This window comes from Pseudomonas azotoformans (assembly GCF_900103345.1).
GTDB classification, from domain to species: Bacteria; Pseudomonadota; Gammaproteobacteria; order Pseudomonadales; family Pseudomonadaceae; genus Aquipseudomonas; species Aquipseudomonas azotoformans.
Genome location: NZ_LT629702.1, coordinates 4,095,346 through 4,118,496, shown reverse-complemented (window position 1 = coordinate 4,118,496; position 23,151 = coordinate 4,095,346). Strand labels below are relative to the sequence as shown.

At 60.4% G+C, this 23,151-nt stretch carries 21 protein-coding genes; 6 read left to right on the top strand and 15 right to left on the bottom strand.

Features of this window, described 5'->3' with window-relative positions:
- Nucleotides 1-36 precede the first annotated feature (36 nt).
- A complete protein-coding gene (gene dnaG, locus BLR69_RS18695; RefSeq protein WP_071494325.1) occupies nucleotides 37-2,010 on the bottom strand; it encodes a DNA primase in 1,974 nt (657 codons plus the stop codon).
- 445 nt (nucleotides 2,011-2,455) lie between these two features.
- Entirely contained in the window at nucleotides 2,456-2,671 is a 216-nt protein-coding gene (gene rpsU / locus BLR69_RS18690; RefSeq protein ID WP_002551877.1) for a 30S ribosomal protein S21, read from the bottom strand.
- Nucleotides 2,672-2,873: 202 nt separating this feature from the next.
- On the opposite strand from rpsU, the gene tsaD reads away from it, so the two are divergent.
- On the top strand, nucleotides 2,874-3,899 hold the full coding sequence (gene tsaD, locus BLR69_RS18685) for a tRNA (adenosine(37)-N6)-threonylcarbamoyltransferase complex transferase subunit TsaD (RefSeq protein WP_071494323.1): 1,026 nt from the start codon (nucleotides 2,874-2,876) through the stop codon (nucleotides 3,897-3,899).
- A gap of 24 nt (nucleotides 3,900-3,923) precedes the next feature.
- Here the strand turns inward: tsaD and plsY are convergent, their stop codons facing one another.
- Entirely contained in the window at nucleotides 3,924-4,493 is a 570-nt protein-coding gene (plsY, locus tag BLR69_RS18680) for a glycerol-3-phosphate 1-O-acyltransferase PlsY (protein WP_038843023.1), read from the bottom strand.
- Nucleotides 4,494-4,567: 74 nt separating this feature from the next.
- Between plsY and folB the strand changes: the two genes are divergently transcribed.
- On the top strand, nucleotides 4,568-4,921 hold the full coding sequence (folB, locus tag BLR69_RS18675; RefSeq protein ID WP_071494322.1) for a dihydroneopterin aldolase: 354 nt from the start codon (nucleotides 4,568-4,570) through the stop codon (nucleotides 4,919-4,921).
- Nucleotides 4,912-5,430, top strand: a complete 519-nt coding sequence (gene folK, locus BLR69_RS18670; RefSeq protein WP_071494321.1) for a 2-amino-4-hydroxy-6-hydroxymethyldihydropteridine diphosphokinase — start codon at nucleotides 4,912-4,914, stop codon at nucleotides 5,428-5,430. The genes folB and folK overlap by 10 nt, the downstream gene beginning before the upstream one ends.
- Nucleotides 5,431-5,501: 71 nt before the next feature.
- On the opposite strand, the gene BLR69_RS18665 is transcribed toward folK, so the two are convergent.
- The 11 genes from BLR69_RS18665 to BLR69_RS18615 form a co-directional block, all read right to left on the bottom strand.
- Complete coding sequence (locus tag BLR69_RS18665) at nucleotides 5,502-6,734, bottom strand: multifunctional CCA addition/repair protein (RefSeq protein WP_071494320.1); 1,233 nt, start codon at nucleotides 6,732-6,734, stop codon at nucleotides 5,502-5,504.
- Nucleotides 6,735-6,797: 63 nt separating this feature from the next.
- Entirely contained in the window at nucleotides 6,798-8,363 is a 1,566-nt protein-coding gene (locus BLR69_RS18660; RefSeq protein WP_058424761.1) for a SpoVR family protein, read from the bottom strand.
- Nucleotides 8,360-9,631, bottom strand: a complete 1,272-nt coding sequence (locus BLR69_RS18655; protein WP_016977872.1) for a YeaH/YhbH family protein — start codon at nucleotides 9,629-9,631, stop codon at nucleotides 8,360-8,362. Before BLR69_RS18655 ends, BLR69_RS18660 begins: the two co-directional genes overlap by 4 nt.
- A 113-nt stretch (nucleotides 9,632-9,744) precedes the next feature.
- Nucleotides 9,745-11,667, bottom strand: a complete 1,923-nt coding sequence (locus BLR69_RS18650) for a PrkA family serine protein kinase (RefSeq protein ID WP_071494319.1) — start codon at nucleotides 11,665-11,667, stop codon at nucleotides 9,745-9,747.
- Nucleotides 11,668-11,952: 285 nt separating this feature from the next.
- On the bottom strand, nucleotides 11,953-12,282 hold the full coding sequence (gene glpE / locus BLR69_RS18645; protein WP_071494318.1) for a thiosulfate sulfurtransferase GlpE: 330 nt from the start codon (nucleotides 12,280-12,282) through the stop codon (nucleotides 11,953-11,955).
- 9 nt (nucleotides 12,283-12,291) lie between these two features.
- Nucleotides 12,292-13,143, bottom strand: coding sequence for a symmetrical bis(5'-nucleosyl)-tetraphosphatase (locus tag BLR69_RS18640; RefSeq protein ID WP_071494317.1), 852 nt, complete (start codon nucleotides 13,141-13,143; stop codon nucleotides 12,292-12,294).
- Nucleotides 13,143-13,523, bottom strand: a complete 381-nt coding sequence (apaG, locus tag BLR69_RS18635; RefSeq protein ID WP_010206973.1) for a Co2+/Mg2+ efflux protein ApaG — start codon at nucleotides 13,521-13,523, stop codon at nucleotides 13,143-13,145. The genes BLR69_RS18640 and apaG overlap by 1 nt, the downstream gene beginning before the upstream one ends.
- 100 nt (nucleotides 13,524-13,623) lie before the next feature.
- A complete protein-coding gene (gene rsmA, locus BLR69_RS18630; protein WP_071490236.1) occupies nucleotides 13,624-14,436 on the bottom strand; it encodes a 16S rRNA (adenine(1518)-N(6)/adenine(1519)-N(6))-dimethyltransferase RsmA in 813 nt (270 codons plus the stop codon).
- A complete protein-coding gene (gene pdxA / locus BLR69_RS18625) occupies nucleotides 14,433-15,422 on the bottom strand; it encodes a 4-hydroxythreonine-4-phosphate dehydrogenase PdxA (protein ID WP_071494316.1) in 990 nt (329 codons plus the stop codon). The genes rsmA and pdxA overlap by 4 nt, the downstream gene beginning before the upstream one ends.
- Nucleotides 15,419-16,756 (bottom strand): peptidylprolyl isomerase, encoded by a 1,338-nt coding sequence (locus BLR69_RS18620; protein ID WP_071494315.1) that lies wholly within the window; start codon nucleotides 16,754-16,756, stop codon nucleotides 15,419-15,421. The genes pdxA and BLR69_RS18620 overlap by 4 nt, the downstream gene beginning before the upstream one ends.
- Entirely contained in the window at nucleotides 16,731-19,541 is a 2,811-nt protein-coding gene (locus BLR69_RS18615) for an LPS-assembly protein LptD (RefSeq protein WP_071494314.1), read from the bottom strand. The genes BLR69_RS18620 and BLR69_RS18615 overlap by 26 nt, the downstream gene beginning before the upstream one ends.
- A 130-nt stretch (nucleotides 19,542-19,671) precedes the next feature.
- Here BLR69_RS18615 and BLR69_RS18610 point away from each other — a divergent pair, with 130 nt between their 5' ends.
- From BLR69_RS18610 to BLR69_RS18600, 3 genes are read left to right on the top strand one after another with little or no spacing between them, the layout of a single operon-like run.
- Nucleotides 19,672-20,697, top strand: a complete 1,026-nt coding sequence (locus tag BLR69_RS18610; RefSeq protein WP_071494313.1) for an aminoglycoside phosphotransferase family protein — start codon at nucleotides 19,672-19,674, stop codon at nucleotides 20,695-20,697.
- Nucleotides 20,694-21,368, top strand: a complete 675-nt coding sequence (gene murU, locus BLR69_RS18605) for an N-acetylmuramate alpha-1-phosphate uridylyltransferase MurU (protein ID WP_071494312.1) — start codon at nucleotides 20,694-20,696, stop codon at nucleotides 21,366-21,368. The genes BLR69_RS18610 and murU overlap by 4 nt, the downstream gene beginning before the upstream one ends.
- Nucleotide 21,369: 1 nt before the next feature.
- Complete coding sequence (locus BLR69_RS18600; protein WP_071494311.1) at nucleotides 21,370-22,137, top strand: TerB family tellurite resistance protein; 768 nt, start codon at nucleotides 21,370-21,372, stop codon at nucleotides 22,135-22,137.
- A gap of 3 nt (nucleotides 22,138-22,140) precedes the next feature.
- Here the strand turns inward: BLR69_RS18600 and BLR69_RS18595 are convergent, their stop codons facing one another.
- Nucleotides 22,141-23,115 carry an alpha/beta hydrolase family protein gene (locus BLR69_RS18595; protein ID WP_071494310.1) on the bottom strand — a complete coding sequence of 325 codons (975 nt, stop codon included), beginning with the start codon at nucleotides 23,113-23,115 and terminating at the stop codon, nucleotides 22,141-22,143.
- Nucleotides 23,116-23,151: the final 36 nt, after the last annotated feature.

The window sequence follows — 23,151 nt, the reverse complement described above, 5'->3', positions numbered from 1 at the left end:
AAAAAACAAGCCGAGGATTATACCCGAGCTATGACCTCACACGCCAGCTGAGGTCGGGTTTGATGCGGAAACATTCTGTTTTAAGAGGTCGCGCATCTGTTTTGCTATCTGAATTTGCTCTTCAGCCGACAATCCCGGCTGCCTTGCTCTCTTGATGAGTTCATCGAGGGTCTGCGTGTGCTGACCCGCGGATAACCTATTAATGGTGTCTAAAAACTGTTGTTCAAGGTTGTCGCCGTCAATTAGCCACTCCTTTTCCGCGAGGGCTTTAAGCAAGCGGCCTTGTTCAGTGCCATGCCAACGAGCCATCAATTGAATTGAGTTTAGCTTAGGATTTTTCTGTACCGCTTCGATCAAGGCGATCAGAACCTGGGCATAGGTGTTGCTTTCGTTGGCAAAGTGATCAGCGCTCTCGACCTTCTCCGCCAATTGCGGGTGGTGGATGAGCGTGCGCAGGGCAATCAGTGTCGGTGCTTCCACGGCAACCGGGGTGCGCGGGGCGTAGGCCTCATCGCCGTCACCACGCTTGCCGTTCTTGCTCCAGGGTTTCTTGTCCCATTTCTTGCCGCCGGCACCGGGTTTCTTCGGCGTCCACTCCTGCTGGGGCGCGTAGGCCTCCTGGGGTTGGTGGAAGTCGGAATAGTCCGGCATGGCGTCGTAATCCATGCCTGGGTCGTAGGTCGGTGGCGCGGCGTCATGCGGTGCGTTGTGCACCAGCTGGCTGACGGCTTCTCCGCTGAGTCCGGTGATTTCCAGCAGGCGCATGCGCATCAGGGACTTCAGGTTGGCGCCTGGTACTTTATCGATCAGCGGTGCCGCGAGGGTGGCCATATGGGCCTTGCCTTCGAGGGAGCGCGGATCTGCTTCTTCGGTCAGTTGCTGGAAGAAATAGTCGGCCAGCGGCTGCGCGTGTTGATTGATGCGCGCGCGGAATGCGTCGGTGCCTTCGGAGCGCACCAGGGTGTCCGGGTCTTCACCTTCGGGCAGGAACAGGAAGCGCGCACGGCGTCCGTCCTGCAGGCTCGACAGCGTAGCTTCGAGCGCGCGCCAGGCGGCGTTGCGACCGGCCTGATCGCCGTCAAAGCAGAACAACACGCTGGGCACCACACGAAACAGGCGTTTCATGTGTTCTTCGCTGGTGGCGGTGCCCAAAGTGGCGACGGCATTGCGCAGGCCTTGTTGGGCAAGCGCGATCACGTCCATGTAGCCTTCGACCACGATGATTTCATCGAGGTTGCGGTTGTTCTTGCGTGCCTCGAACAGCCCGTAGAGTTCCTGGCCTTTGTGGAACACCGGGGTTTCCGGGGAGTTCAGGTACTTGGGCTTGTCGTCTCCCAGTACGCGGCCACCAAATGCGATGATGCGGCCCCGGCTGTCGCGGATCGGGAACATCACGCGGTCGCGGAAGCGGTCATAGCGTTTGCCGGTCTCGGCGTTCTCCACCAGCAGGCCGGCGTCGATCATGGCCTTTTGCTGGAGGGTGTCGCTGCTCAGGTGCTTGTACAGGTTGTCCCAGCCGGGTGGGGCGAACCCCAGGCCGAAGTCGCGGGCGATTTCGCCGGTGAGGCCACGACCCTTGAGGTAATCGACGGCGGCCTTGCGCTGCGGATGGCTTTTAAGGGCTTGACGGTAAAAGTCGGCAGCGGCGGTCAGCAGCGGGTACAGCGGCGAATCGGTGGGTTGCCGTGGTTTGTGCGGGCGACCGCTCTCCTCGCGGGGGATTTCCATGCCCGCGGCTTTTGCCAGTTCCTCGACGGCCTGGGGGAAGTCCAGGTTGTCGTGGTCCATGATGAAGCCGAGGGCATTGCCGCCTGCGCCGCAACCGAAGCAGTAGTAGAACTGCTTGTCGGGGCTGACGCTGAATGACGGAGTCTTTTCCTTGTGGAACGGGCAGCAGGCGATGTAGTTCTTGCCGGCTTTCTTCATTTGCACGCGCGAGCTGACCACATCGACGATGTCGGTGCGGTTCAGAAGGTCGTCAATAAAGCTCTGGGGAATCAGCCCGGCCATGGCGTTCTCGTCATCACTGCGTGTAAATGAGGGCCCGTGAGGTGTTCAAGCGCGCGTATCGAGTGCTCGAGCATCCAGCGACTGCATGGGTTGTACGGAAGTGTATCTGCCGAATATTCACTGACGTTAGTTTCTGATCAGTCTTCGGTGTGGAAATGTTGCCCCGGCGTCCGGTCTTGGCCGTTGATGGGCCTCGGAAACGCCTCGTTGGGCGCAGTCGACACGGTTGGTCGGCTGTTTACAGAATGAGTGTGCTCGTCAGTAGCCTTGATAGGCTCGTCAGAAGAGACGTGCACCGCTGGCAAAAGAGCCAGTCCTGACGTGTGAAGCAGTTGTCTCGGTCGCATGTGCGGCGTCAACGGTGAAGCATCAAGCGATATCCGCAAATGCCATTAGCCCGGCTGAGGGCCGGGCTTGGCAGAAGCTTGCTACGAACGTCTGTGTATTAGTACAGACGAACGGCGCGGCGCTGTTCGCGCTGAACTTTCTTGGCATGACGCTTAACAGCGGCTGCTGCTTTGCGCTTACGCTCAGAAGTTGGCTTCTCGTAAAATTCGCGGCTACGAACTTCAGCCAGTACACCGGCTTTTTCGCAGGAGCGCTTGAAACGACGCAGAGCTACGTCGAAGGGTTCGTTCTCTTTAACTTTGACGGCTGGCATCCAGAGCTACCTTCTTTCATTACCGGGATCAACGTTCTCGTCGCAAAAAATTCGCGGCTGAGGTCGTCGGTTTTTAAGGGTTGCGGATGTTAACCCCTCATTGCCCGGAATGCAAAGCCTCTGATCGAAAACCGCTAGTCGGGAGGGGGAGTGGCGACTATTATGCGCGCCTTCGAATTCAGCCTCTACAAGGCGCAAACCCATGCTAGTACTGGGACTTGAAACCTCCTGCGACGAAACCGGTGTCGCACTTTACGACAGTGAACGCGGGCTCCTGGCCGATGCGCTGTTCAGTCAGATCGACCTGCACCGTGCCTATGGCGGCGTCGTGCCGGAGCTGGCCAGCCGTGATCACGTCAAGCGCATGCTGCCCCTGATCCGCCAGGTGCTGGACGAGGCCGGCTGCGTGCCGACCGAGATCGATGCCATCGCCTACACCGCTGGCCCTGGATTGGTCGGAGCCCTGCTGGTTGGGGCCTCTTGCGCCCAGGCGCTGGCCTTCGCCTGGGGCATTCCGGCGCTCGGCGTGCACCATATGGAAGGCCATTTATTGGCGCCCATGCTGGAGAAAACCCCGCCACAGTTCCCGTTCGTCGCTTTGTTGGTTTCGGGCGGTCATACGCAGCTGGTTCAGGTGGACGGAATCGGCCAATACACCCTTTTGGGTGAATCTTTGGACGATGCTGCCGGTGAAGCCTTCGACAAGACCGCGAAGATGATGGGCCTCAATTATCCCGGCGGCCCGGAAATCGCCCGTCTTGCCGAAAAAGGCGTGGCCGGCCGCTACACCTTCCCGCGCCCGATGTGTGATCGCCCCGGCCTGATGTTCAGCTTCAGCGGCTTGAAGACCTCCGCGTTGAACACTTGGCAGCACAGCGTCAGCGCCGGGGACGACAGTGATCAAGCCCGTTGCGACATCGCGCTGGCGTTCCAGCAGGCCGTGGTGGAGACTTTGACCATCAAGTGCAAGCGCGCCCTCAAGCAGGCGGGCATGAAGCGCCTGGTGATCGCCGGCGGCGTCAGTGCCAACAAGGCCTTGCGCACTTCGCTGGAAAAAATGCTCGGCGACATGAAAGGCGATGTGTTCTACGCGCGGCCAGAATTCTGCACCGACAACGGCGCGATGATCGCCTACGCCGGTTGCCAGCGCCTGCAGGCCGGGCAGCATGAAAGCCTGGCGATCAGCGTGCAGGCACGTTGGCCGATGGAGCAGTTGTCGCCGCTGTAAAGCCTCAACCTGAATTGAAGGTATTTAAAAATGCCGTTCGCGCCCGGCAAACAGGTCGCGTAAATTGCCTCGGTGGCGCCAGACGATCAGCAGTGTCAGTACGCTCATCGGCAGCAGCGCCGCCGGTTCTTGCCAGGCCAGTAGCGGCAGGGTGAGCGGGGTGGCGATCAGTGCGGCGAGTGAGCTGGTGCGGGTCAGGTAGAACGTCAGCAGCCAGGCGAGTACAGCCAGCAATGCTGCCGGTGGGTAAATCCCCAGCAACATGCCGGCTGCTGTAGCGACGCCTTTGCCGCCGCGAAAGCGGAAGTACAGGGGAAACAGATGGCCGAGGACCGCGCAGACGCCGATCCAGGCCTGCTGTTGCAGGGGCAGGCCGGCGAGGCTGGCGATCAGCACGGGCAACAAGCCCTTGCACAGGTCGCCCAGCAGCGTCAGCACGGCGAGTTTCTTGCCGGCCAGGCGCAACATATTGGTGGCGCCGGCATTGCCTGAGCCACTCATTCGCGGATCGGGGTTTCCCGTCAGGCGGCTGAGCAAAATGGCGAAGGACAGCGAGCCGAGCAGGTAGGCGAAGATCGCCAGTGACCAAAACATGCTAACTATTCCGGGCGAGGACGCCCTGATTCTAACGGGGCATCGCGCCCTTGTCGTGCTGCGGAGAAGAGTGCTTGGACAGAGTGTTTATCGAAGGCCTGGAAGTCGACACCGTCATCGGGGCCTACGACTGGGAGCGCGGAATCCGCCAATGCCTGCGCCTGGACCTCAGCTTTGCCTGGGACAATCGCCCGGCCGCCGCCGGTGACGACCTGACCCTGGCACTGGATTACGCCAGCGTGTCCGCGCGTATCCAGGCCTTCGCCGAGCAATCCCAGTACCAACTGGTAGAAACTTTTGCCGAGCGCCTGGCCGAAGTGTTGATGAGTGAATTCCAGATTCCCTGGCTGCACCTCAAGTTGACCAAGCCAGGCGCCGTAACGGCTGCCAAGGGCGTGGGCGTGGAGATCGAGCGCGGATGTCGCTAACTCAGGTTTACCTTGGCCTAGGCAGCAATATCGAGCGCGAGTCTCACCTGTGCGCCGGCTTGGATGCGCTGGCGAGTTTCTTGACCGATATGCGCTGCTCGGCGGTGTTCGAAAGCCAGCCGGTGGGCATAAAAAGTGGGCCGTTCTTCAATCTGGTGGTGTCGGCTTATACCGGTTTGCCGTTGATGGAGTTGGATCGCCGGTTGAAATTCATCGAGGCCGATAATGGTCGCTATGCGCCGGACCGCAAAGGGCTGCCGCTGGATATCGACGTGTTGTTGTTTGGCGACCTGGTAGGCAACTTTGACGGTTTGATCCTGCCTAGGGCCGAGATCCTGAAAAACGCCTTCGTGTTGTGGCCGCTGTCGCTGATGGCGCCGGAGCGCGTGCATCCTGAGGTGGGCAAGACGCTGGCCGAGTTGTGGCGCGATGCACAGATCGACCAGGTGCTGGCGCCCGTCGCGTTCGAATGGCAGGGCCAGCCACTGACACCAAACGCTCTTCTGTAGGAGCGAGCTTGCTCGCGAAGGACCTGAGAGCGCTGCGTTATCGTTGACGTTCTTCGCGAGCAAGCTCGCTCCTACATGAAGGCGTGTTGTTCCTTGTAGATTTTGAGTGCCTTGAGCCGTTCGCGCTTGAGCGCCTCACCCAGCTCCGGGCCTTTGAAGCCTTTCTCCAGCAGTGGTGCAACGGCTACCTCGCGGGCCGCCTTTGCCGCCCCGCGCAAATAATCCGCCTGTGGATAACTTCTTTGCTCCAGGCCCTTGCGACCGCGGGCGTCCATCTCGCAAGCGACCACGAACTCTTCAAAGCGCTGCGGTCGACGGTATACGTCGAAACTTTGCAGCAACTCCAACAATGTCGAGGCCTTCAGCTCAAGTGCCCGATGGCCGTGGGTGTGATATTGGCCCACCAGCAGTGCCAATTCCTGGCAATCCCTCGGCACCTTGAAGCGTTCATTGACCGCCTTGATCAGCTTCAAGCCCCGGTGTTCATGGGCGATGTGCTGCGGCAACTTATCCACAGGCGTCGTGCCCTTGCCCAGGTCGTGCAGCAGGCAGGCCCAGCGCACCGTCAGCGGTTGCTGGTGCACGGCGGCCTGTTGCAGCACGCTCAAGGTGTGCACGCCGGTGTCGATTTCCGGGTGATGGGCTTCGGGTTGTGGCACGCCGAACAGTGCATCGACCTCGGGCATCAGGGTTTTCAGCGCATCGCAGTCACGCAATACCTGGATAAACACCTGGGGTTGATCTTCCATCAGCGCCCGGGAGATTTCCTTCCAGCTGCGCTCGGGCGTCAGGGCTTCCAGTTCGCCGGATTCGCTGAGCTGTCGCATCAGTTCAAGTGTTTCCGGGGCGACGGTAAAACCCAGCTGCGCGTAACGTGCTGCAAAGCGCGCTACGCGCAGTACACGTAAAGGATCTTCGGCGAACGCCGGGGAAACGTGACGCAAAATACGGGCTTCAAGGTCGCGCTGGCCGTGATAGGGGTCGGTCAACTTGCCGTCATCGTCTTCGGCCATGGCGTTGATGGTCAGGTCGCGACGGATCAGGTCTTCTTCCAGCGTCACTTCTGGGCTCGCGTGAAACACAAAACCGCCGTAACCACGGCCGCTTTTGCGTTCAGTGCGGGCGAGGGCGTACTCGTCGCCGTTTTTCGGGTCGAGGAACACCGGGAAGTCAGCGCCAACAGGTTTGAAACCCTTGGCCAGCATCTCTTCGGTAGTTGCGCCTACGACGACGCGGTCGATGTCGGTGACCTTGATGCCCAGCAAGCGGTCACGGACGGCACCGCCGACTTTGTAGATTTTCATGAAAAAGCCTCCATTAGCGGCACAGGATACCGCCTGTGCCTGAGCAATGGAGGCTTTGCTGTTTCAGAGATGAACGACGGCCAGGTCCAGGCGGCCGTAGTCGTTGTCGTTGTGATCACTGCGCGGCGGCACATGATGGGTCTTCATCACCTGGTCGCCTTGCAGGGTTTCCAGATGAATGTCGAAGCCCCACAACCGATGCAGGTGCTTGAGTACTTCCTCGGTGGATTCGCCCAAGGGTTTGCGGTCGTGCTGCTGGTGACGCAACGTCAGCGAACGGTCGCCGCGCACATCGATGCTGTAGATCTGCACGTTGGGCTCGCGGTTACCCAGGTTGTACTGCGCCGCCAGTGTTTCACGGATGGTGCGGTAGCCGGGTTCGTCGTGGATCGCGGGCACTACCAAGTCATCCTTTAGGTCGTCATCGAGGATGCTGAACAACTTGAGGTCGCGGATCACCTGCGGCGACAGGTACTGCAGGATAAAGCTCTCGTCCTTGAAGCTGCTCATGGCGAACTTGATGGTGGACAGCCAGTCGCTGCCGGCGATTTCCGGGAACCAGCGGCGGTCCTCTTCGGTGGGGTGCTCGCACATGCGGCGGATATCGCGGTACATCGCAAAGCCCAGCGCATAGGGGTTGATGCCATTGTAGTAGGGGCTGTCGAAGCCGGGTTGGAAGACCACGCTAGTGTGGGAGGTGAGGAATTCCATCATGAAGCCGTCGGTCACCAGGCCTTCGTCGTACAGGTCATTCATCAGTGTGTAATGCCAGAACGTGGCCCAGCCTTCGTTCATCACCTGGGTCTGGCGCTGTGGATAAAAGTATTGGGCGATCTTGCGCACGATCCGCACGATTTCCCGCTGCCACGGTTCCAGCAGCGGTGCGTGTTTTTCCAGGAAATAGAGGATGTTTTCCTGAGGTTCGGCGGGGAAGCGTGCGTTGTCCTTGTCGCTGTTCTTGCCTGTTTTTTTAGGAATGGTGCGCCACAGGTCATTGATCTGTTTCTGCAGATGCTCCTCGCGCTCCTTCTGGCGCAGGCGTTCTTCCTCGGCGGAAATCGGGTACGGGCGCTTGTAGCGGTCGACGCCGTAGTTCATCAGCGCGTGGCAAGAGTCGAGCAGGTCCTCCACTGCATCGATGCCGTGGCGCTCCTCGCACTGCATGATGTACTGCTTGGCAAACACCAGGTAATCGATGATCGAACTGGCGTCGGTCCAGGTACGGAACAGGTAATTGCCCTTGAAGAAGCTGTTATGCCCGTAGCAGGCATGGGCCACCACCAGTGCCTGCATGCAGATGGTGTTTTCTTCCATCAGGTAGGCGATGCACGGGTCCGAGTTGATCACGATCTCGTAGGCCAGGCCCATTTGGCCGCGGGTGTAGGACTTTTCGGTGCTGAGGAAGTGCTTGCCGTAGGACCAATGGTGATAGCCCAGGGGCATGCCCACCGAGGCGTAGGCATCCATCATCTGCTCGGCGGTGATCACTTCGATCTGGTTGGGGTAGGTGTCCAGGGCATAACCCGCCGCGATGCGGCTGATTTCCCGGTCATAGGCCTGGATCAGTTCAAAGGTCCACTCAGACCCGGTGGAGATGGGTTGGCGCTTATGCTCTTTTTTGGCGGTCATGTCACTAACCTGCGCTGGAAGAGTTCACGGAAGACCGGGTAAATATCGCCGGCCGAGACCAGTTGCTGCTGGGCAAATGTGTCGGCAAAGGCTTCGCCGATGCGCTCGTATTCGAACCACAGGGCCTGGTGCTCACGGGGGGTGATTTCAACGTAAGTGTAGTACTGCACGAACGGCATGATCTGGTTGATCAGGATGTCACGGCAGATGGGCGAGTCGTCGTTCCAGTTATCGCCATCCGAGGCTTGCGCCGCGTAGATGTTCCATTCATTGGCCGGGTAGCGTTCGGCCATGATCTCCTGCATCAGCTTCAAGGCGCTGGAGACGATGGTGCCGCCGGTTTCCCGCGAATAAAAGAACTCCTCTTCGTCCACTTCCCGGGCGCTGGTGTGGTGGCGGATAAACACGACGTCGATCTTGTCGTAGTTCCGTTTCAGGAACAGGTACAGCAGGATGAAGAAGCGCTTGGCAATGTCCTTGGTGGCCTGGGTCATGGAGCCGGACACGTCCATCAGGCAGAACATGACGGCCTTGGAGCTGGGGTTGGGTTGCTTTACCAGCAGGTTGTACTTCAGGTCGAAGGTGTCGAGAAATGGCACACGGTGAATACGCGCGCTGAGTTTCTCGATTTCTGCCTCGATTTCCTGGATATCGCCGAAGTTGTCCGGTTCTTCACGCTTCAAACGCGCCAACTCTTCCTTGGCCTCCTTCAGTTTGGCGCGGCTGCTGCCCGACAGGGCGATACGCCGGGCATGGGCCGAGCGCAGGGTACGGATGATGTTGATGCGCGAGGGGTTGCCCTCGTTGCTGATCCCGGCACGCACGGTCTTGAAGGTGTCGGTGCCGGTCAGGTTGCGCTTGACCAGGTTGGGTAGTTCCAGGTCCTCGAACATGAACTCAAGGAACTCTTCCTGGGTGATCTGGAACACGAACTCGTCCATGCCTTCGCCGGAGTTGCCCGCCTTGCCTGGGCCTTTGCCGCCGCCACCGCCTTGGGGGCGCTGGATATGTTCGCCGGTGGTGAACTCCTTGTTGCCGGGGTGCACGACGGTCTGCTTGCCGCCCCGACCGTGGTGCAGTACGGGTTCGTCTATATCCCGTCCGGGAATGCTGATTTGCTCGCCATGCTCCATGTCCGTGATGGAGCGGCGGCTGACGGCCTCTTCGACGGCCTTTTTGATGTGGTCACGGTAACGCCGCAGGAAACGCTGGCGGTTTACCGTGCTCTTGTTCTTGCCATTGAGGCGTCGGTCGATCACATAGCTCATGGGGAGCCCTCCGGGCAGCTTCACGTTACAAGCTTCGAGCCGCGAGCTGGAAGCTTAGAGACAAGCGGTCGGCTGCCAGGCCAGAAGCCCGGCAGCGCACGCCTGTCGCTGCCTTACTGCGATTTGCGCACCCGCAGGTACCACTCGGAGAGCAGCCGTACCTGTTTGTCGGTGTAGCCGCGCTCGACCATTCGTGTGACGAAGTCGTTGTGTTTTTGCTGGTCCTCCTTGCTTGCCTTGGCATTGAAGCTGATGACCGGCAGCAGGTCCTCGGTGTTGGAGAACATTTTCTTCTCGATGACCACCCGCAGCTTCTCGTAGCTGAGCCAGGTAGGGTTCTTGCCGTTGTTGTTGGCGCGGGCGCGCAGTACGAAGTTGACGATCTCGTTGCGGAAATCCTTCGGATTGCTGATGCCGGCGGGTTTTTCGATCTTTTCCAGTTCCTCGTTGAGGGCTACGCGGTTGAGGATCTCGCCGGTTTCCGGGTCACGGTATTCCTGGTCCTGGATCCAGAAGTCGGCGTACAACACATAGCGGTCGAAGATGTTCTGGCCGTACTCGCTGTAGGATTCCAGGTACGCAGTCTGGATTTCCTTGCCGATGAACTCGATGTAGCGCGGCGCCAGGTATTCCTTGAGGAAACGCAGGTAGCGTTCGCGGGTTTCCGCCTGGAATTGCTCCTGTTCTATCTGCTGCTCCAGCACATAGAGCAAGTGCACCGGGTTGGCGGCAATTTCGTGGGGGTCGAAGTTGAAGACCTTGGACAGGATCTTGAACGCAAAGCGCGTCGAAAGGCCGTTCATGCCCTCATCCACACCGGCGGTGTCGCGGTATTCCTGGATCGACTTGGCCTTGGGGTCGGTGTCCTTGAGGTTTTCGCCGTCGTACACGCGCATCTTCGAATAGATATTCGAATTTTCCGGCTCCTTGAGGCGCGACAGCACAGTGAACTGGGCGAGCATCTTCAACGTATCGGGTGCGCAATGCGCCTTGGCCAAGGAGCTGTTGAACAGCAGCTTGTCGTAGATCTTGATTTCATCGCTGACCCGCAGGCAGTACGGCACCTTGACGATATAGATCCGATCGATGAACGCTTCATTGTTCTTGTTGTTGCGGAAGGTGTGCCACTCCGATTCGTTGGAGTGGGCCAGTAGGATCCCGGTAAACGGGATCGCACCGAGGCCTTCGGTGCTGTTGTAGTTGCCTTCCTGGGTAGCGGTAAGCAGTGGGTGCAGCACCTTGATCGGTGCCTTGAACATCTCCACGAACTCCATCAGGCCCTGGTTGGCCCGGCACAGTGCGCCCGAGTAGCTGTAGGCGTCGGCGTCGTTCTGTGGGAACTCCTCGAGTTTGCGAATATCGACCTTGCCCACCAGGGCCGAGATGTCCTGGTTGTTCTCGTCGCCCGGTTCAGTCTTGGCCACGCCGATCTGGTTGAGGATGGACGGGTAGAGCTTGACCACGCGGAACTGGCTGATGTCGCCGCCGAACTCCGCCAGACGCTTTGTGGCCCAGGGCGACATGATGGTGTTGAGGTAACGACGTGGGATGCCGAAGTCTTCTTCGAGGATCGCGCCATCTTCCGTGGCGTTGAACAGGCCCAGGGGTGACTCGAACACCGGTGAGCCCTTGATGGCGTAGAAGGGCACCCTCTCGATCAGTTGTTTGAGCTTCTCGGCCAGGGACGATTTACCGCCGCCGACGGGGCCGAGCAGGTAGAGGATCTGTTTCTTCTCTTCAAGGCCTTGGGCGGCATGGCGGAAGTAGGAGACGATCTGGTCGATGCATTCTTCCATGCCGTGGAAGTCTTCAAAGGCCGGATAGCGACGGATCACCTTGTTGGAGAATATTCGCGACAGCCGCGAATTGTTCGAGGTGTCGATCAGCTCCGGCTCGCCAATTGCCAGCAGCAGGCGTTCGGCGGCAGACGCGTAGGTGCTGCGATCCTGTTTGCACAGCTCGAGATACTCTTGCAGCGTGAGTTCTTCCTGCTGTGTGGACGCGAAGCGTTGTTGGAAGTGGCTGAAAATACTCATGACGTCGTCACCTCGCTCGATACGTGGAGCCGACGCCGGATCAATCAGTCGATGCTGGCAGACATTGACAGACGCCAATGGCTGTTTTCCCCCCAGAACACCCTGAAACGCTACCGATGACCCGCACGCCGGTGTACCGGCTCTCCCCTGATTCGGATGGCCTGCGCTTAAGGATAGTTCGGAATCTGAGAGGTCAAGGCGCGATGCGCAATTAGTTTGGCTGCGCCGTTCGTCAGAAACGGCGCGAGCCCAAGCGTCACGCGGGGTAGCGGGGTGTGAAAAAAATTATTGCGAATTGCCCGAGGAAATTTCCGCAGGATAGGTCGTACGCCACAGCTCAAAGCCGCCGTCCAGGCTGTAGACGTCCGAGAAGCCTTGGCTGATCAGGTAGGCCGCCGCGCTCTGGCTGGAATTGCCGTGGTAGCAGGCCACGATCACCGGTGCGTCGAGGTCGGCGGCACGGATGAAATCGGCGATGTTGACGTTGTCCAGGTGTTGGGCGCCGGTGATGTGGGCGGCGTTGTACGTCGGTTGGTCACGGATGTCGACCACCACGGCACCTTGCTCGCGCAGGGCCTGGGCTTGTTCGGGAGGGATACGTTTGAATTCGCTCATGGATGGCTCCTAGGGCCTGGCGGCAGCCGGCAGTGTAACGGGCAGGGGGGATTCGCACTGGCAGCTATAACGCTCGCCGGTGTCGAGGTTCATCAGGGTCATGGCGCCGCCCCACACGCAACCGGTGTCGAGGGCGAATACGCCAGGCTCATCGCACTTGCCTTCAAGTGCAGCCCAGTGACCGAAAATGATCTTGGTGTCACGGGTCTTGCGTTCTTTGTGGGCGAACCAAGGCTTATAGCCGGGAAGCGCGGTGTCGGCGCCTTCCTTGCTCTTGAGATCCAGCTTGCCCTCGGCGGTGCAGAAGCGCATGCGCGTGAAGTAGTTGGTGATGACCCGCAGGCGCGCGACGCCGGTGAGGTCGTTGTCCCACTTCACCGGCTCGTTGCCGTACATGCCGTCGAGGTAGGCGGTGTACAGGTTGTCATCGGCCAGGGCGCTTTCGACTTCGGCTGCGCACTTGAGGGCTTTCTTCAATGACCATTGGGGCGGTATGCCAGCATGGACCAGGGCCACGTTACGGCCTTCGTCGTAATGCATGATTTTCTGGCGGCGCAGCCAGTCGAGCAACTCGGCGCGATCGGGTGCTTCGAGGATTTCCCGCAGGGTATCGCCCTTTTTCAGGCGCTCGATGTTGTTGCAAGCCGCCAGCAGGTGCAGGTCGTGGTTGCCCAATACACATACCAGGGAATCGCGCAGGCTATATAAGTAGCGCAGCGTCTCCAAAGACTGTGGACCGCGATTGACCAGGTCGCCGACCAACCACAGGCGGTCACTTGCCGGATCGAAGGCTACGCGCTCAAGCAGGCACTTGAGCGGCTGCAGGCAACCTTGCAGGTCGCCGACCGCATACGTCGTCATCAGTGCAGGGCTCCCGGCACGGCAAGACGGAACGGCGCGATGATGGCGTCGAACAGTTGGCCGTCGGTGGCCTTCATTTGATACGAGCCTTGCATGGTGCCGACCTTGGAGGTCATTACCGTGCCGCTGCTGTAGGTGTGGCTGGCGCCGCTGTCGATCAGCGGTTGCTGGCCGACCACGCCTGCGCCGCGTACTTCTTCAACCTGGCCGTCACCGTCGGTGATCACCCAGTGGCGTGACAGTAACTTGGCCGGTACCAGCCCGTTGTTTTTCACCGTGATGGTGTAGGCAAAGGCGAAGCGGTTCTGTTCAGGTTGCGATTGGTCCGCCAGGAAGCGGGTGACGACGCTGACGTCGATCTGGTAGCGAGGATCGGACATGCAAGAGGCCTTAAAAGCGGAGGACAGCAGATGCGGGTCAGTCTAGGCCAATAGGTGGGCACTAGGCCAGACATGCTGTCTGGCCTATCCCCAGGATGCTCTATTGCGCTGCGGGCGCAGGCTGGATGGCCAACTGGTCGGCCAGGCGTACGAATGCGGCCAGGTCCAGTTGCTCGGGACGCAGGCTGCCATCGACGCCGGCAGCTTCGATCTCGGCATTGCTCAGCAAGGCCTTGAGCGTGTTGCGCAGGGTCTTGCGACGCTGGTTGAACGCTTCGCGTACGACGCGCTCCAGCAGGCGGTGGTCTTTGGCCGGGTGTGGCAGTACGGCGTGGGGCACTAGGCGCACGATGGCCGAGTCGACCTTCGGCGGCGGGTTGAAAGCACCCGGGCCAACGTTGAACAGGTGTTCGACGCGGCAGTGGTACTGAACCATGATCGACAGACGGCCCCAATCACCACCGCCAGGGCCTGCTGCCAGGCGTTCGACCACTTCCTTTTGCAGCATGAAGTGCATGTCGCGGATGATCCCGGCGTTGTTCAGCAGGTGGAAAATCAACGGGGTGGAGATGTTGTACGGCAGGTTACCCACCACGCGCAGGCTGTTGGGCGCGGCGTTGAGGGTGTTGAAGTCGAACTTCAGCGCATCACCCTGATGCAGGTTGAAGTTGGGCTTGCCGGCGAACTGCTGGTTGAGGATCGGGATCAGGTCCTTGTCCAGCTCCACCACATCCAGTTGGCCACCGCTGGCCAGCAGGCCTTGGGTCAGCGCACCCTGGCCCGGGCCGATTTCCAGCAGACGGTCTTCGGGCTTGGCATGGATGGAGCGCAGGATGCGATCGATCACGCCAGCGTCGTGCAGGAAGTTTTGCCCGAAGCGCTTGCGCGCCCGGTGTTGGTAATGCTCAGTCATATACGGGTCTCGGCCATCTGATAGGCGGTTTCCAGGGCCACGTGCAGGCTGCCGGTATCGATCTTGCCGCTGCCCGCCAGGTCCAGGGCGGTGCCATGGTCGACGGAGGTGCGGATGATCGGCAGGCCCAGTGTCACGTTGACGGCGGCGCCGAAGCCTTTGTATTTAAGCACCGGCAGCCCCTGGTCGTGGTACATCGCCAGCACTGCGTCGCAGTGCTCCAGATATTTGGGGGTAAACAGAGTGTCCGCAGGCAGTGGGCCGCGCAGGTCCATGCCTTCTTGGCGCAGACGCTCCAGGGTGGGTTCGATGATGTCGATTTCTTCGTGGCCCAAGTGGCCGCCTTCACCGGCGTGGGGGTTGAGCCCACAGACCAGGATGCGCGGCTGGGCAATGCCGAATTTCTGTTGCAGGTCGGCGTGCAGGATGCGCGTGACGCGCTCCAGTCGCTCGGCGGTGATGGCATCGGCAATGTCACGCAGCGGCAGGTGCGTGGTCACCAGGGCGACCCGCAGGCCGCGCGTGGCCAACATCATCACCACCTGCTTGGTGTGGGTCAGTTCGGCAAGGAATTCGGTATGGCCGGAAAAAGCGATGCCGGATTCGTTGATCACACCCTTGTGCACCGGGGCCGTGATCATGCCGGCGAAGTCGCCGTCGATGCAGCCTTGCCCGGCGCGGGTCAGGGTTTCGAGCACGAACGCTGCGTTGGCCTTGTCCAGTTGCCCGGCAATCACCTTGGCTTGCAGTGGGGTGTCCCACACATACAGGCTGCCGGCGGGGGCGGGCATATCGGGCCAGTTGCCCGGCGTCACGCCCAGCAAAGTGACAGCCACACCCAGCTGCGCGGCCCGCTCAAGGAGCAGGTCACGGCTGGTAATGGCGATCAGGGGGTGTGGCTGGGGTTGCGAGGCGAGCAGCAGGCACAGGTCAGGACCAATGCCGGCCGGCTCGCCGGGTGTCACCGCGAAACGCTGTGGTTTCACTGCGCTGCCTGGTCGGTGCCTGTTTGGGCGCCTGGCAGCTTGTTCTCAACGTAGGCTTCGTCGCGGATCTGACGCAACCAGGTTTGCAGCTCTTCGTCGTATTTGCGGTTACGCAGTACGTTCAGCGCTTGTTGCTCGCGGGCTTGAGTGGTGTTGTCGGTGGCGCGGCGGCCAAGGACTTCCAGCACATGCCAGCCATATTGGGTCTTGAACGGTTTGGACAGCACGCCCTGCGGGGTGTCGGCCATGACCTGCTGGAATTCCGGCACCAGGGCTTTCGGGTCGATCCAGTTCAGGTCGCCGCCGTTGAGCGCGGAACCCGGGTCTTCCGAGAAGCTCTTGGCCAGGGTGCCAAAATCTTCACCGCTTTCGATACGGTCGTAGATCTTCTGGGCCAGCTCCTTGGTTTGCGCTTCGGTGCGGATTTCGCTTGGTTTGACCAGGATGTGACGAACGTGCACCTCATCCTTGAGCGAAGTTTCGCCGCCGCGTTTTTCCAGGAGCTTCAGGATGATGAAACCACCCGGTGTGCGCGCAGGTTGGGTGATGCCACCGACTTCCATTGCGCTCAGCTCGCGGTCGAACGGAGGGGGCAATTGAGCAGCTTTACGCCAGCCCATGTCACCACCTTCCAGGGCGTTGTCGCTGCCAGACTGGGCGATCGCCATTTGGGCAAAGTCGGCCCCCGCCTTCAAGCGATCATAGATAGCCTGGGTCTTGGCGGCGGCGGCATTGAGCTGCTCGGAGTTGGCGCTGTCCGGAGTCGGGATCAGGATGTTGGCCAGGTGCAGTTCTTCGGAGAGCTGCATCTTGCCAAGGTCCGACGCCAGGAAGTTCTTCACTTCCTGCTCCGACACCTGAACTCGCTCGGCAACACGGCGCTGACGCACACGGCTGATGATCATTTCACGGCGGATCTGGTCACGGGCGTCTTCATACGAAAGACCATCGTGGGCCAGGGCCGCGCGGAATTGATCGATGCTCATGTTGTTGCGCTGGGCAATGGTGCCGACGGCCTGGTTCAGTTCTTCGTCCGAGATGCGGATGCCGGAACGATCGCCGATCTGCAGTTGCAGGTTCTCGACGATCAGGCGCTCCAGCACCTGTTGGTCCAGGACGCTGGTCGGCGGCACGCCACCGCCACGCTTGGCGATGGTTTGCTGGACTTCCTTGACGCGCTGGTCCAGTTGGCTCTGCATGATCACGTCGTTATCGACGATGGCCACGACCTTATCCAGTTGCTGAACCGCAGCGTGCGCCGAAGCGGTACCCAGGAACAGCGCGCCCAGTACTAGCGGGCGCAGACAATCAGAAAGCTTGGTCTTCACGTTCACGATAACCTTCAATGCCTTTGTCGAGGAAGCTCTCTACCTTGGCGCCGGTCAGGCCGCCGAGTCCTTTGAGGACGATCTGGAAGAAGAGCCCGTGGTCACCCTTTTCGTTAAGCGGGGCGATCTGGCTGTATTCGTCGTTGGAAACCCAGTAACGGTTGATGACGCGCAGTTTCCAGCAGCAGTTGTCGTACTCGAAACCACCGAAGGCTTCCAGGGTACGGTTGCGGGCGTAGTCATACTGCCAGCGGGTGATCAGGTTCCACTGCGGAACGATCGGCCACATCATCGAGAAGTCGTGCTGCTGGATTTTGTAGTAATCCTTCACGAAATTCGGATCGCCTGGCTGGCCGTAGTCGCCACCGAACTGCCATTTGCCGGTCAGCTGGTTGTAGACGACCTGGTCGTTACGATAGCGATAACCAACGTTGATGATCTTGTTCGGGTTGTCTTCCGGCTGGTAGTGAAGCATCGCGCTGCCGGAACGAGGACTGTGTTCTTCAGTGTCCCAGTTGTAGTCGGCAGTGGCGCGCCAGTCACGGTTGAAGCGGAACTCATAGTCAAGGGCGACTGGCGATACGTCCGATCGTGCATCGGCACGGTCGGCGGCCAGGACACCTGGCAGTTGCACTTCACGATCCTTGAAGTACAGCGCCTGGCCCACGGAGACGCGCTGACGTTCGAAACCGTTGTCTTCGATCCAGCGGCTGGTCAGACCCAGAGACAGCTTGTTCTCGTCGCCGATACGGTCGGAACCGCTGAAGCGGTTGTCGCGGAACAGCGAGGCATAGCTGAAGGAGTACTCGCTGGTGTCGAAGACCGGGATATCAGCCTGGTCCTTGTTCGGTACGTACAGGTAGAACGCACGCGGCTCAAGGGTCTGACGATAATCCTTGCCGAACCAGTTGGTGTTACGGTCGAAGTACAGGCCGCTGTCGATGCTGGCCACCGGAACCGCGCGGTCCTGGGAGCTTTTGAAGACGCCGCCTGCATATGGGTTGGCTGCAGTTGCGTTTGCCTGTGCAACAACAATGTCGTTCTTGCCTTGGTTATCAAGATCAAGATCGTACTTGGTATACACATACTTGAGCTTCGGCGTAATGAAGCCGTAGGTCCAGTTCATCGGGTAGTCGACAGCCGGCGCCACGTTCAGGCGAGTACCGTTGGCACGGGTCAGGCCTGTGACATAGGTATCCAGACGACGCTCAGAGTCACCGTTTTCATTGATAAAGTTACCGTTCTCCAGGCTGCGCTCAAACCGAACGGCTTCGGTTTCATAGCTGAAGTTCAGGCCGCCTGGATGGTACGGAAGCTGACCATTGAAGGTGATCTGCGGCAACCGGTCATAAGGTGTGATCTGGGAAATCGTCGCCAGTTGATACGCCTGTACATTCAAGCGCGCCTGGAACGAATCGCCGCGATAAGTCACGGAGCCCTGCTGGTTGATGTAGTCCCGGCTCTCGACACCTTCCTGGTAGGACTTGAGGTCCTGGAAGTAGTAAGGATCGCTGATCGTGGTGTAGTCGACCTGGGTCAGCACGCGCGAATCCAGCCCGCCCTTGTGTTGCCAGTTGAGCATGTAGCGGGTTTTTTCGTAATCGGTCTGACGCTTGCGCTCGTCGTTGTCGTCGTTCAGGTACGCGCCGCCGAACTGGCCCTCGCTGGACTTGGTGAGGTAGCGGAATTCGCCTTCCATCATCATGCCGCGCTTGGTCATGTATTGCGGGTACAACGTGGCATCGTAGTTCGGTGCCAGGTTGAAGTAGTACGGCGTAACCAGGGTAAAGCCGGTTTCGCTGCCGGTGCTGAAGCTTGGTGGCAGGAAGCCGGACTGACGACGGTCGTCGATCGGGAAATAGATGTAGGGGGTATACAGGATCGGGATGTTCTTGATCCGCAACGTCGCGTTGGTGGCCGTACCGAAGCCGGTGGCCGGGTTCAACGTGATGTTGTTGCCCTTGAGCTGCCAGGCGTTACTGTCCGGCTCGCAGGTGGTGTACGTACCGTCCTTGAGACGGATGATCGCGTTTTCTGCACGCTTGGCATACAACGCGCTGCCGCGGATACGCGACTTGTGCAGCACGTACTCGGCGTTGTCGATCTGGGCTGCGCCGGTGTCGAGTTGCACTTCGGCGTGGTCGCCCACGATCAGTGCACCGTTGTCGCGCAGACGGACCTTGCCGTTCAGCTCGCCACGGTTCTCGGCCTGGTACAGGCTGGCTTCCTCGGATTCCAGCTGCATGCTGCCCTGGCGCATGACCACGTCACCGGCCAGGGTCGCCACTTGTTGTTCCTGCTCGTAACGAGAGGCCTTGGCACCGATGAAGGTGGGCGCATCGCTCTTGTTCGTCTTGTCGTTCATGCCAGGACGAGTCGGCTCGATGTACGCACCGCCGCAGTAAGGGCCGGTTTCGGCCAACTGTGCTGCGGTCAGCTTGTCGCGGGGCACCCAGTCCAGGTGGCTGTAGTCGGCGCTGCGCGAACGCAGGCCACGGCCCTTGGCTTCGGTGACCAGAGCGGTCTGCGGCACGGCCTCGGCTTTGCCGCCAGCATCGGCCTGCGCCGTGCTGTTGGCGGAGCTGACGGCTGCACCGTCATGCACCGGGCGTGGTGGTAGTGGGGCTGCGGCGGTTTTTGGCGCGCAATCCCAGGCACCCGAAGCAGAGACTGAGCAGTCATACTGTTCCGCGGCGACCACGAATGAAGTGGCGAAGGGTTGCAGGGCCAGCAGACTGCCGGTTACCAGCAACGGAAATTTTCTACGAAACGCGGGGGATTTCAATGCCATCTTATTAGTCCGGGCTTCCTGCGTGCCATCTGCCCGCGGTTTGGGCCGCACGCCTCTCGATGGTCTGAAAAAGATGCGTGATAATAAAGCATGCCCCGCTTGACGGCTAGCGCCGTCGGAGACCCTTGTAATGCCCGAGCAAGATCTACGTTTACAACAGCTGGAAGTCTGGCTGGATGAGCAGTTGCCGATCCTTTTCAATGCTCAAGGCTGGGGTGCCGTACCCCCGGCCACATTGACCGCGGCCAGCAGCGACGCGAGTTTCAGGCGCTACTTCCGTTGGCAAGGTGGTGGCCGGACCTTTGTCGTAATGGACGCGCCACCCCCCCAGGAAAACTGCAAACCTTTCGTCGATATCGCTCATTTGCTGGCGAAGTCAGGCATAAATGTTCCAAAAATTTATGCAGAAGATTTGCCGCGCGGCTTTCTTTTGCTCAATGACCTGGGCCAAAAAACCTACCTGGACGTGATTGACGACAAAAATGCCGATCACTTGTTTGCCGATGCCATCGACGCCTTGCTGGCTTTCCAGCAGTTGCCGATGGACGCGCCGCTGCCCAGCTATGACGTCGCCTTGCTGCGCCGCGAGCTGGAATTGTTTCCCGAGTGGTACGTACGCCGGCACTTGGGTATCGAGTTGGATACACAGCAACAAGCGCTTTGGCAGCGCGTCAGTGACCACCTGATCGACAGCGCGCTGGCGCAGCCGAAAGTGCTGGTGCACCGCGACTACATGCCGCGCAACCTGATGATCAGCGAACCCAATCCTGGTGTGCTGGATTTCCAGGATGCGGTCTACGGGCCGGTCACCTATGACATCACCTGCCTGTTCAAGGACGCGTTCCTCAGTTGGCCCAAGGCCCGCGTGCGGGACTGGCAGCGCGGCTACTGGGAGCGTGCCGCGAAACTGGGCATCCCGGTGCAGGCGGACTTCGAGGACTTCCTGCGCGCCAGCGACCTGATGGGGGTGCAGCGCCATCTCAAGGTCATCGGCATCTTCGCGCGCATCTGCCATCGCGACGGCAAGCCACGTTACCTGGCCGATGTGCCGCGCTTCTTTGCCTATATAGAAGCGGTGCTGGCCGACCGCCCGGAGCTGAGCGAACTGGGTGAATTGCTCGCCAGCCTGCGCCAGCCCGCCGAGGCAGGCGTATGAAGGCGATGATCCTGGCGGCCGGCAAAGGCGAGCGGATGCGTCCGCTCACCTTGCATACGCCCAAACCGCTGGTGCAGGCCGGCGGCAAGCGCCTGATCGAATATCACCTGGAGGCGCTGGCCAAGGCCGGCTTCACGGATATTGTGATCAACCATGCCTGGCTCGGCCAACAGATCGAGAGTTACCTGGGGGATGGTGCGCAGTTTGGCGTGCGCATCCGTTATTCCGCCGAGGGTGAGCCGCTGGAAACCGGCGGCGGGATTTTCCAGGCACTGCCGTTGCTGGGGGATGAACCGTTCCTGGTGGTCAATGGCGACATCTGGACCGATTACGACTTCACCCGGCTCAAGCAACCGCTTCAGGGTCTGGCCCATCTGGTGATGGTCGATAATCCGGCGCATCACCCCTCGGGTGGCGATTTCTACCTGGATCAAGGTTTGCTTCATGATGCGGCGGCCGGTGCCGATAACCTGACCTTCAGTGGCATTTCCGTGCTCGACCCCAAGCTGTTCGAGGGGTGCAGCGCGGGTGCCTTCAAGCTGGCGCCGCTGTTGCGGGCAGCCATGGCCAAAGGTCTGGTAACGGGGGAACACATGGCGGGACGCTGGATTGACGTCGGCACGCTGGAGCGCCTGGCACAGGTCGAAACCCTGCTGACAGCGGGGCAGTAGCATGCTGTGGCCAGGGACGCTGATCGGCGCGGGGGCTGGCTTTGCCATTGCCAGTATTCCGGGGGCCATGTTGGGTGCACTGTTGGGGCAGGCGCTGGACCGCCGCCTGCAACTGCACAGCTGGGCGCAATTGCGCGAGCGCCTAGGTGGGCGCCCAGCGTTGCGCAACGACGAGTTGTTGTTTGTGTTGCTGGGGCGTCTGGCCAAGAGCAATGGACGCGTGGTCGATGGGCATATCCATCAGGCGCGCCAGGAGATGCGTTCGCTGGACATGACCGAGTCGGCCCAGCGCCGTGCCATTGCGGCGTTCAATCGCGGCAAGTCCGGCGCTGACCGGGTGCGCAGCTACTTGCGTGTGCTCAAGGCGCAGCCCCATGCCGCCGAAGGTGTCTTGCGCGCGTGCTGGCGTATGGCGTGGGCCGATGGCAAGGCGGATGACGCCGAGCGCGACCTGATCGACCTGTGGGGCAAATGGCTGGGCTGGACGCCACAACAGCTCCAGGCGTTGGCCGCTGACTTCAAGCCTGAGCACAGGCCATTGGTCAGTCGCGGCATCACGTATCAGGAGGCGTTGCGCTTGCTGGGAGTGACGGCCACCACCGAGCCATCGGGAATCAAGCAGGCTTATCGCCGGCTGCTCAGTCGCCATCACCCGGACAAGATTGCCGGCACGGGTGCCAGCCCCGCGCAGGTGCGTGAGGCGACCGAGCGTACCCGTGAATTGCACAACGCCTATACGTTGATTCGCGAGCGCCGGGATTTTCGCTAGGTTTCAGTCGACGCTGGCCTGCGGGCTCAACCAGCCGCGAACCCTGCGATACAACTGCTCCTGCCCGGCATCACTGTTGCCGGGCAAGGCTTTCAACGACACCTGCTTGTAACCGTCATTCTTCAAGCGCTTGGCCGCCTGGGCGCGGGCCACGGCGTTTTTGCGTGATTGAGCGCTGTCTTGATAGAAGACATCGGCGGTCGGCAACTTCAGGCCGGGGGCCAGTTGTTGCACATCCGGATGGCGCCCGGTAGGCGTCTGCGCCGCGACCATGACGAACTTCTGCACCTGGGACGGCTGCTTCTCGCTCAAATAACGTGCGGCCCACCAGGCGCCGGTGCCATGCCCTAGCAGTACCACGCTACGTGCGCTCTGGGTCTGGGCGAAGGCCACGGCGGCGTCGATGCGCGCGAAGATGCGCGAAGCGTCGCTCTTGTCCTGTTCATCGGCGCCAGGTACCACGGCCGGGTCGGTGCCTTCGGCTTCGGCGCTGGCGGCTTGTTCGATAGGTTTGTCGGCGGTACTCGCCTCTTTGCTACTGGTGTCGACGGTGGCCTTGGGCGCTTCCATCACGCGTGGTGGCAGGGTGTCCACAGTCACATCCGGCAGCGACAGGCTGAGGGTGCCCCAATCGGCATCTGGCAATTTGTGCCGCAACGGGCTGATTGCTTGCGGCCAGTCAGCACTTTCGCCGGCGCCCGGTACGATAATCACCACACCCTCGGGCTCGGCGCTGTTGGCCGGTTTCCACAGGGCGAGGAATGAATCGCTGCCGGCCTGCAATTGTTGCTGTTCCTGTTGCGGTATTTTGCGCTCCAGGGCGCTGGCCTCCTCCTGGCTACGCTCGAGCAAAGGCTGGCGTTCGACCGGTTTTTCGGCGGCCGGTGCAGGGGCGTCAGCGGCCTGTGCGGAAAAGGCACTGGTAATAAGTAGCGACAGGCACAATGCTGGCAGTGCCGAACGGTGAACAAAGGGCATCGTAAATTCCCGGCCAGAAGTGATTCCGGCAGCCTA

What these genes read in the sequence shown, in the direction of transcription:
- BLR69_RS18640 (WP_071494317.1), bottom strand. Translation starts at nt 13,143, where the DNA reads ATGACGACGTATGCGGTCGGCGACCTGCAAGGTTGCCTGCAGCCGCTC.
- BLR69_RS18660 (WP_058424761.1), bottom strand. Translation starts at nt 8,363, where the DNA reads ATGACCGCCAAAAAAGAGCATAAGCGCCAACCCATCTCCACCGGGTCT.
- BLR69_RS18615 (WP_071494314.1), bottom strand. Translation starts at nt 19,541, where the DNA reads ATGGCATTGAAATCCCCCGCGTTTCGTAGAAAATTTCCGTTGCTGGTA.
- folK (WP_071494321.1), top strand. Translation starts at nt 4,912, where the DNA reads ATGTCGCTAACTCAGGTTTACCTTGGCCTAGGCAGCAATATCGAGCGC.
- rpsU (WP_002551877.1), bottom strand. Translation starts at nt 2,671, where the DNA reads ATGCCAGCCGTCAAAGTTAAAGAGAACGAACCCTTCGACGTAGCTCTG.
- BLR69_RS18600 (WP_071494311.1), top strand. Translation starts at nt 21,370, where the DNA reads ATGCTGTGGCCAGGGACGCTGATCGGCGCGGGGGCTGGCTTTGCCATT.
- plsY (WP_038843023.1), bottom strand. Translation starts at nt 4,493, where the DNA reads ATGTTTTGGTCACTGGCGATCTTCGCCTACCTGCTCGGCTCGCTGTCC.
- rsmA (WP_071490236.1), bottom strand. Translation starts at nt 14,436, where the DNA reads ATGACTGAGCATTACCAACACCGGGCGCGCAAGCGCTTCGGGCAAAAC.
- BLR69_RS18610 (WP_071494313.1), top strand. Translation starts at nt 19,672, where the DNA reads ATGCCCGAGCAAGATCTACGTTTACAACAGCTGGAAGTCTGGCTGGAT.
- apaG (WP_010206973.1), bottom strand. Translation starts at nt 13,523, where the DNA reads ATGTCCGATCCTCGCTACCAGATCGACGTCAGCGTCGTCACCCGCTTC.
- dnaG (WP_071494325.1), bottom strand. Translation starts at nt 2,010, where the DNA reads ATGGCCGGGCTGATTCCCCAGAGCTTTATTGACGACCTTCTGAACCGC.
- BLR69_RS18655 (WP_016977872.1), bottom strand. Translation starts at nt 9,631, where the DNA reads ATGAGCTATGTGATCGACCGACGCCTCAATGGCAAGAACAAGAGCACG.
- BLR69_RS18650 (WP_071494319.1), bottom strand. Translation starts at nt 11,667, where the DNA reads ATGAGTATTTTCAGCCACTTCCAACAACGCTTCGCGTCCACACAGCAG.
- tsaD (WP_071494323.1), top strand. Translation starts at nt 2,874, where the DNA reads ATGCTAGTACTGGGACTTGAAACCTCCTGCGACGAAACCGGTGTCGCA.
- murU (WP_071494312.1), top strand. Translation starts at nt 20,694, where the DNA reads ATGAAGGCGATGATCCTGGCGGCCGGCAAAGGCGAGCGGATGCGTCCG.
- glpE (WP_071494318.1), bottom strand. Translation starts at nt 12,282, where the DNA reads ATGAGCGAATTCAAACGTATCCCTCCCGAACAAGCCCAGGCCCTGCGC.
- BLR69_RS18595 (WP_071494310.1), bottom strand. Translation starts at nt 23,115, where the DNA reads ATGCCCTTTGTTCACCGTTCGGCACTGCCAGCATTGTGCCTGTCGCTA.
- BLR69_RS18665 (WP_071494320.1), bottom strand. Translation starts at nt 6,734, where the DNA reads ATGAAAATCTACAAAGTCGGCGGTGCCGTCCGTGACCGCTTGCTGGGC.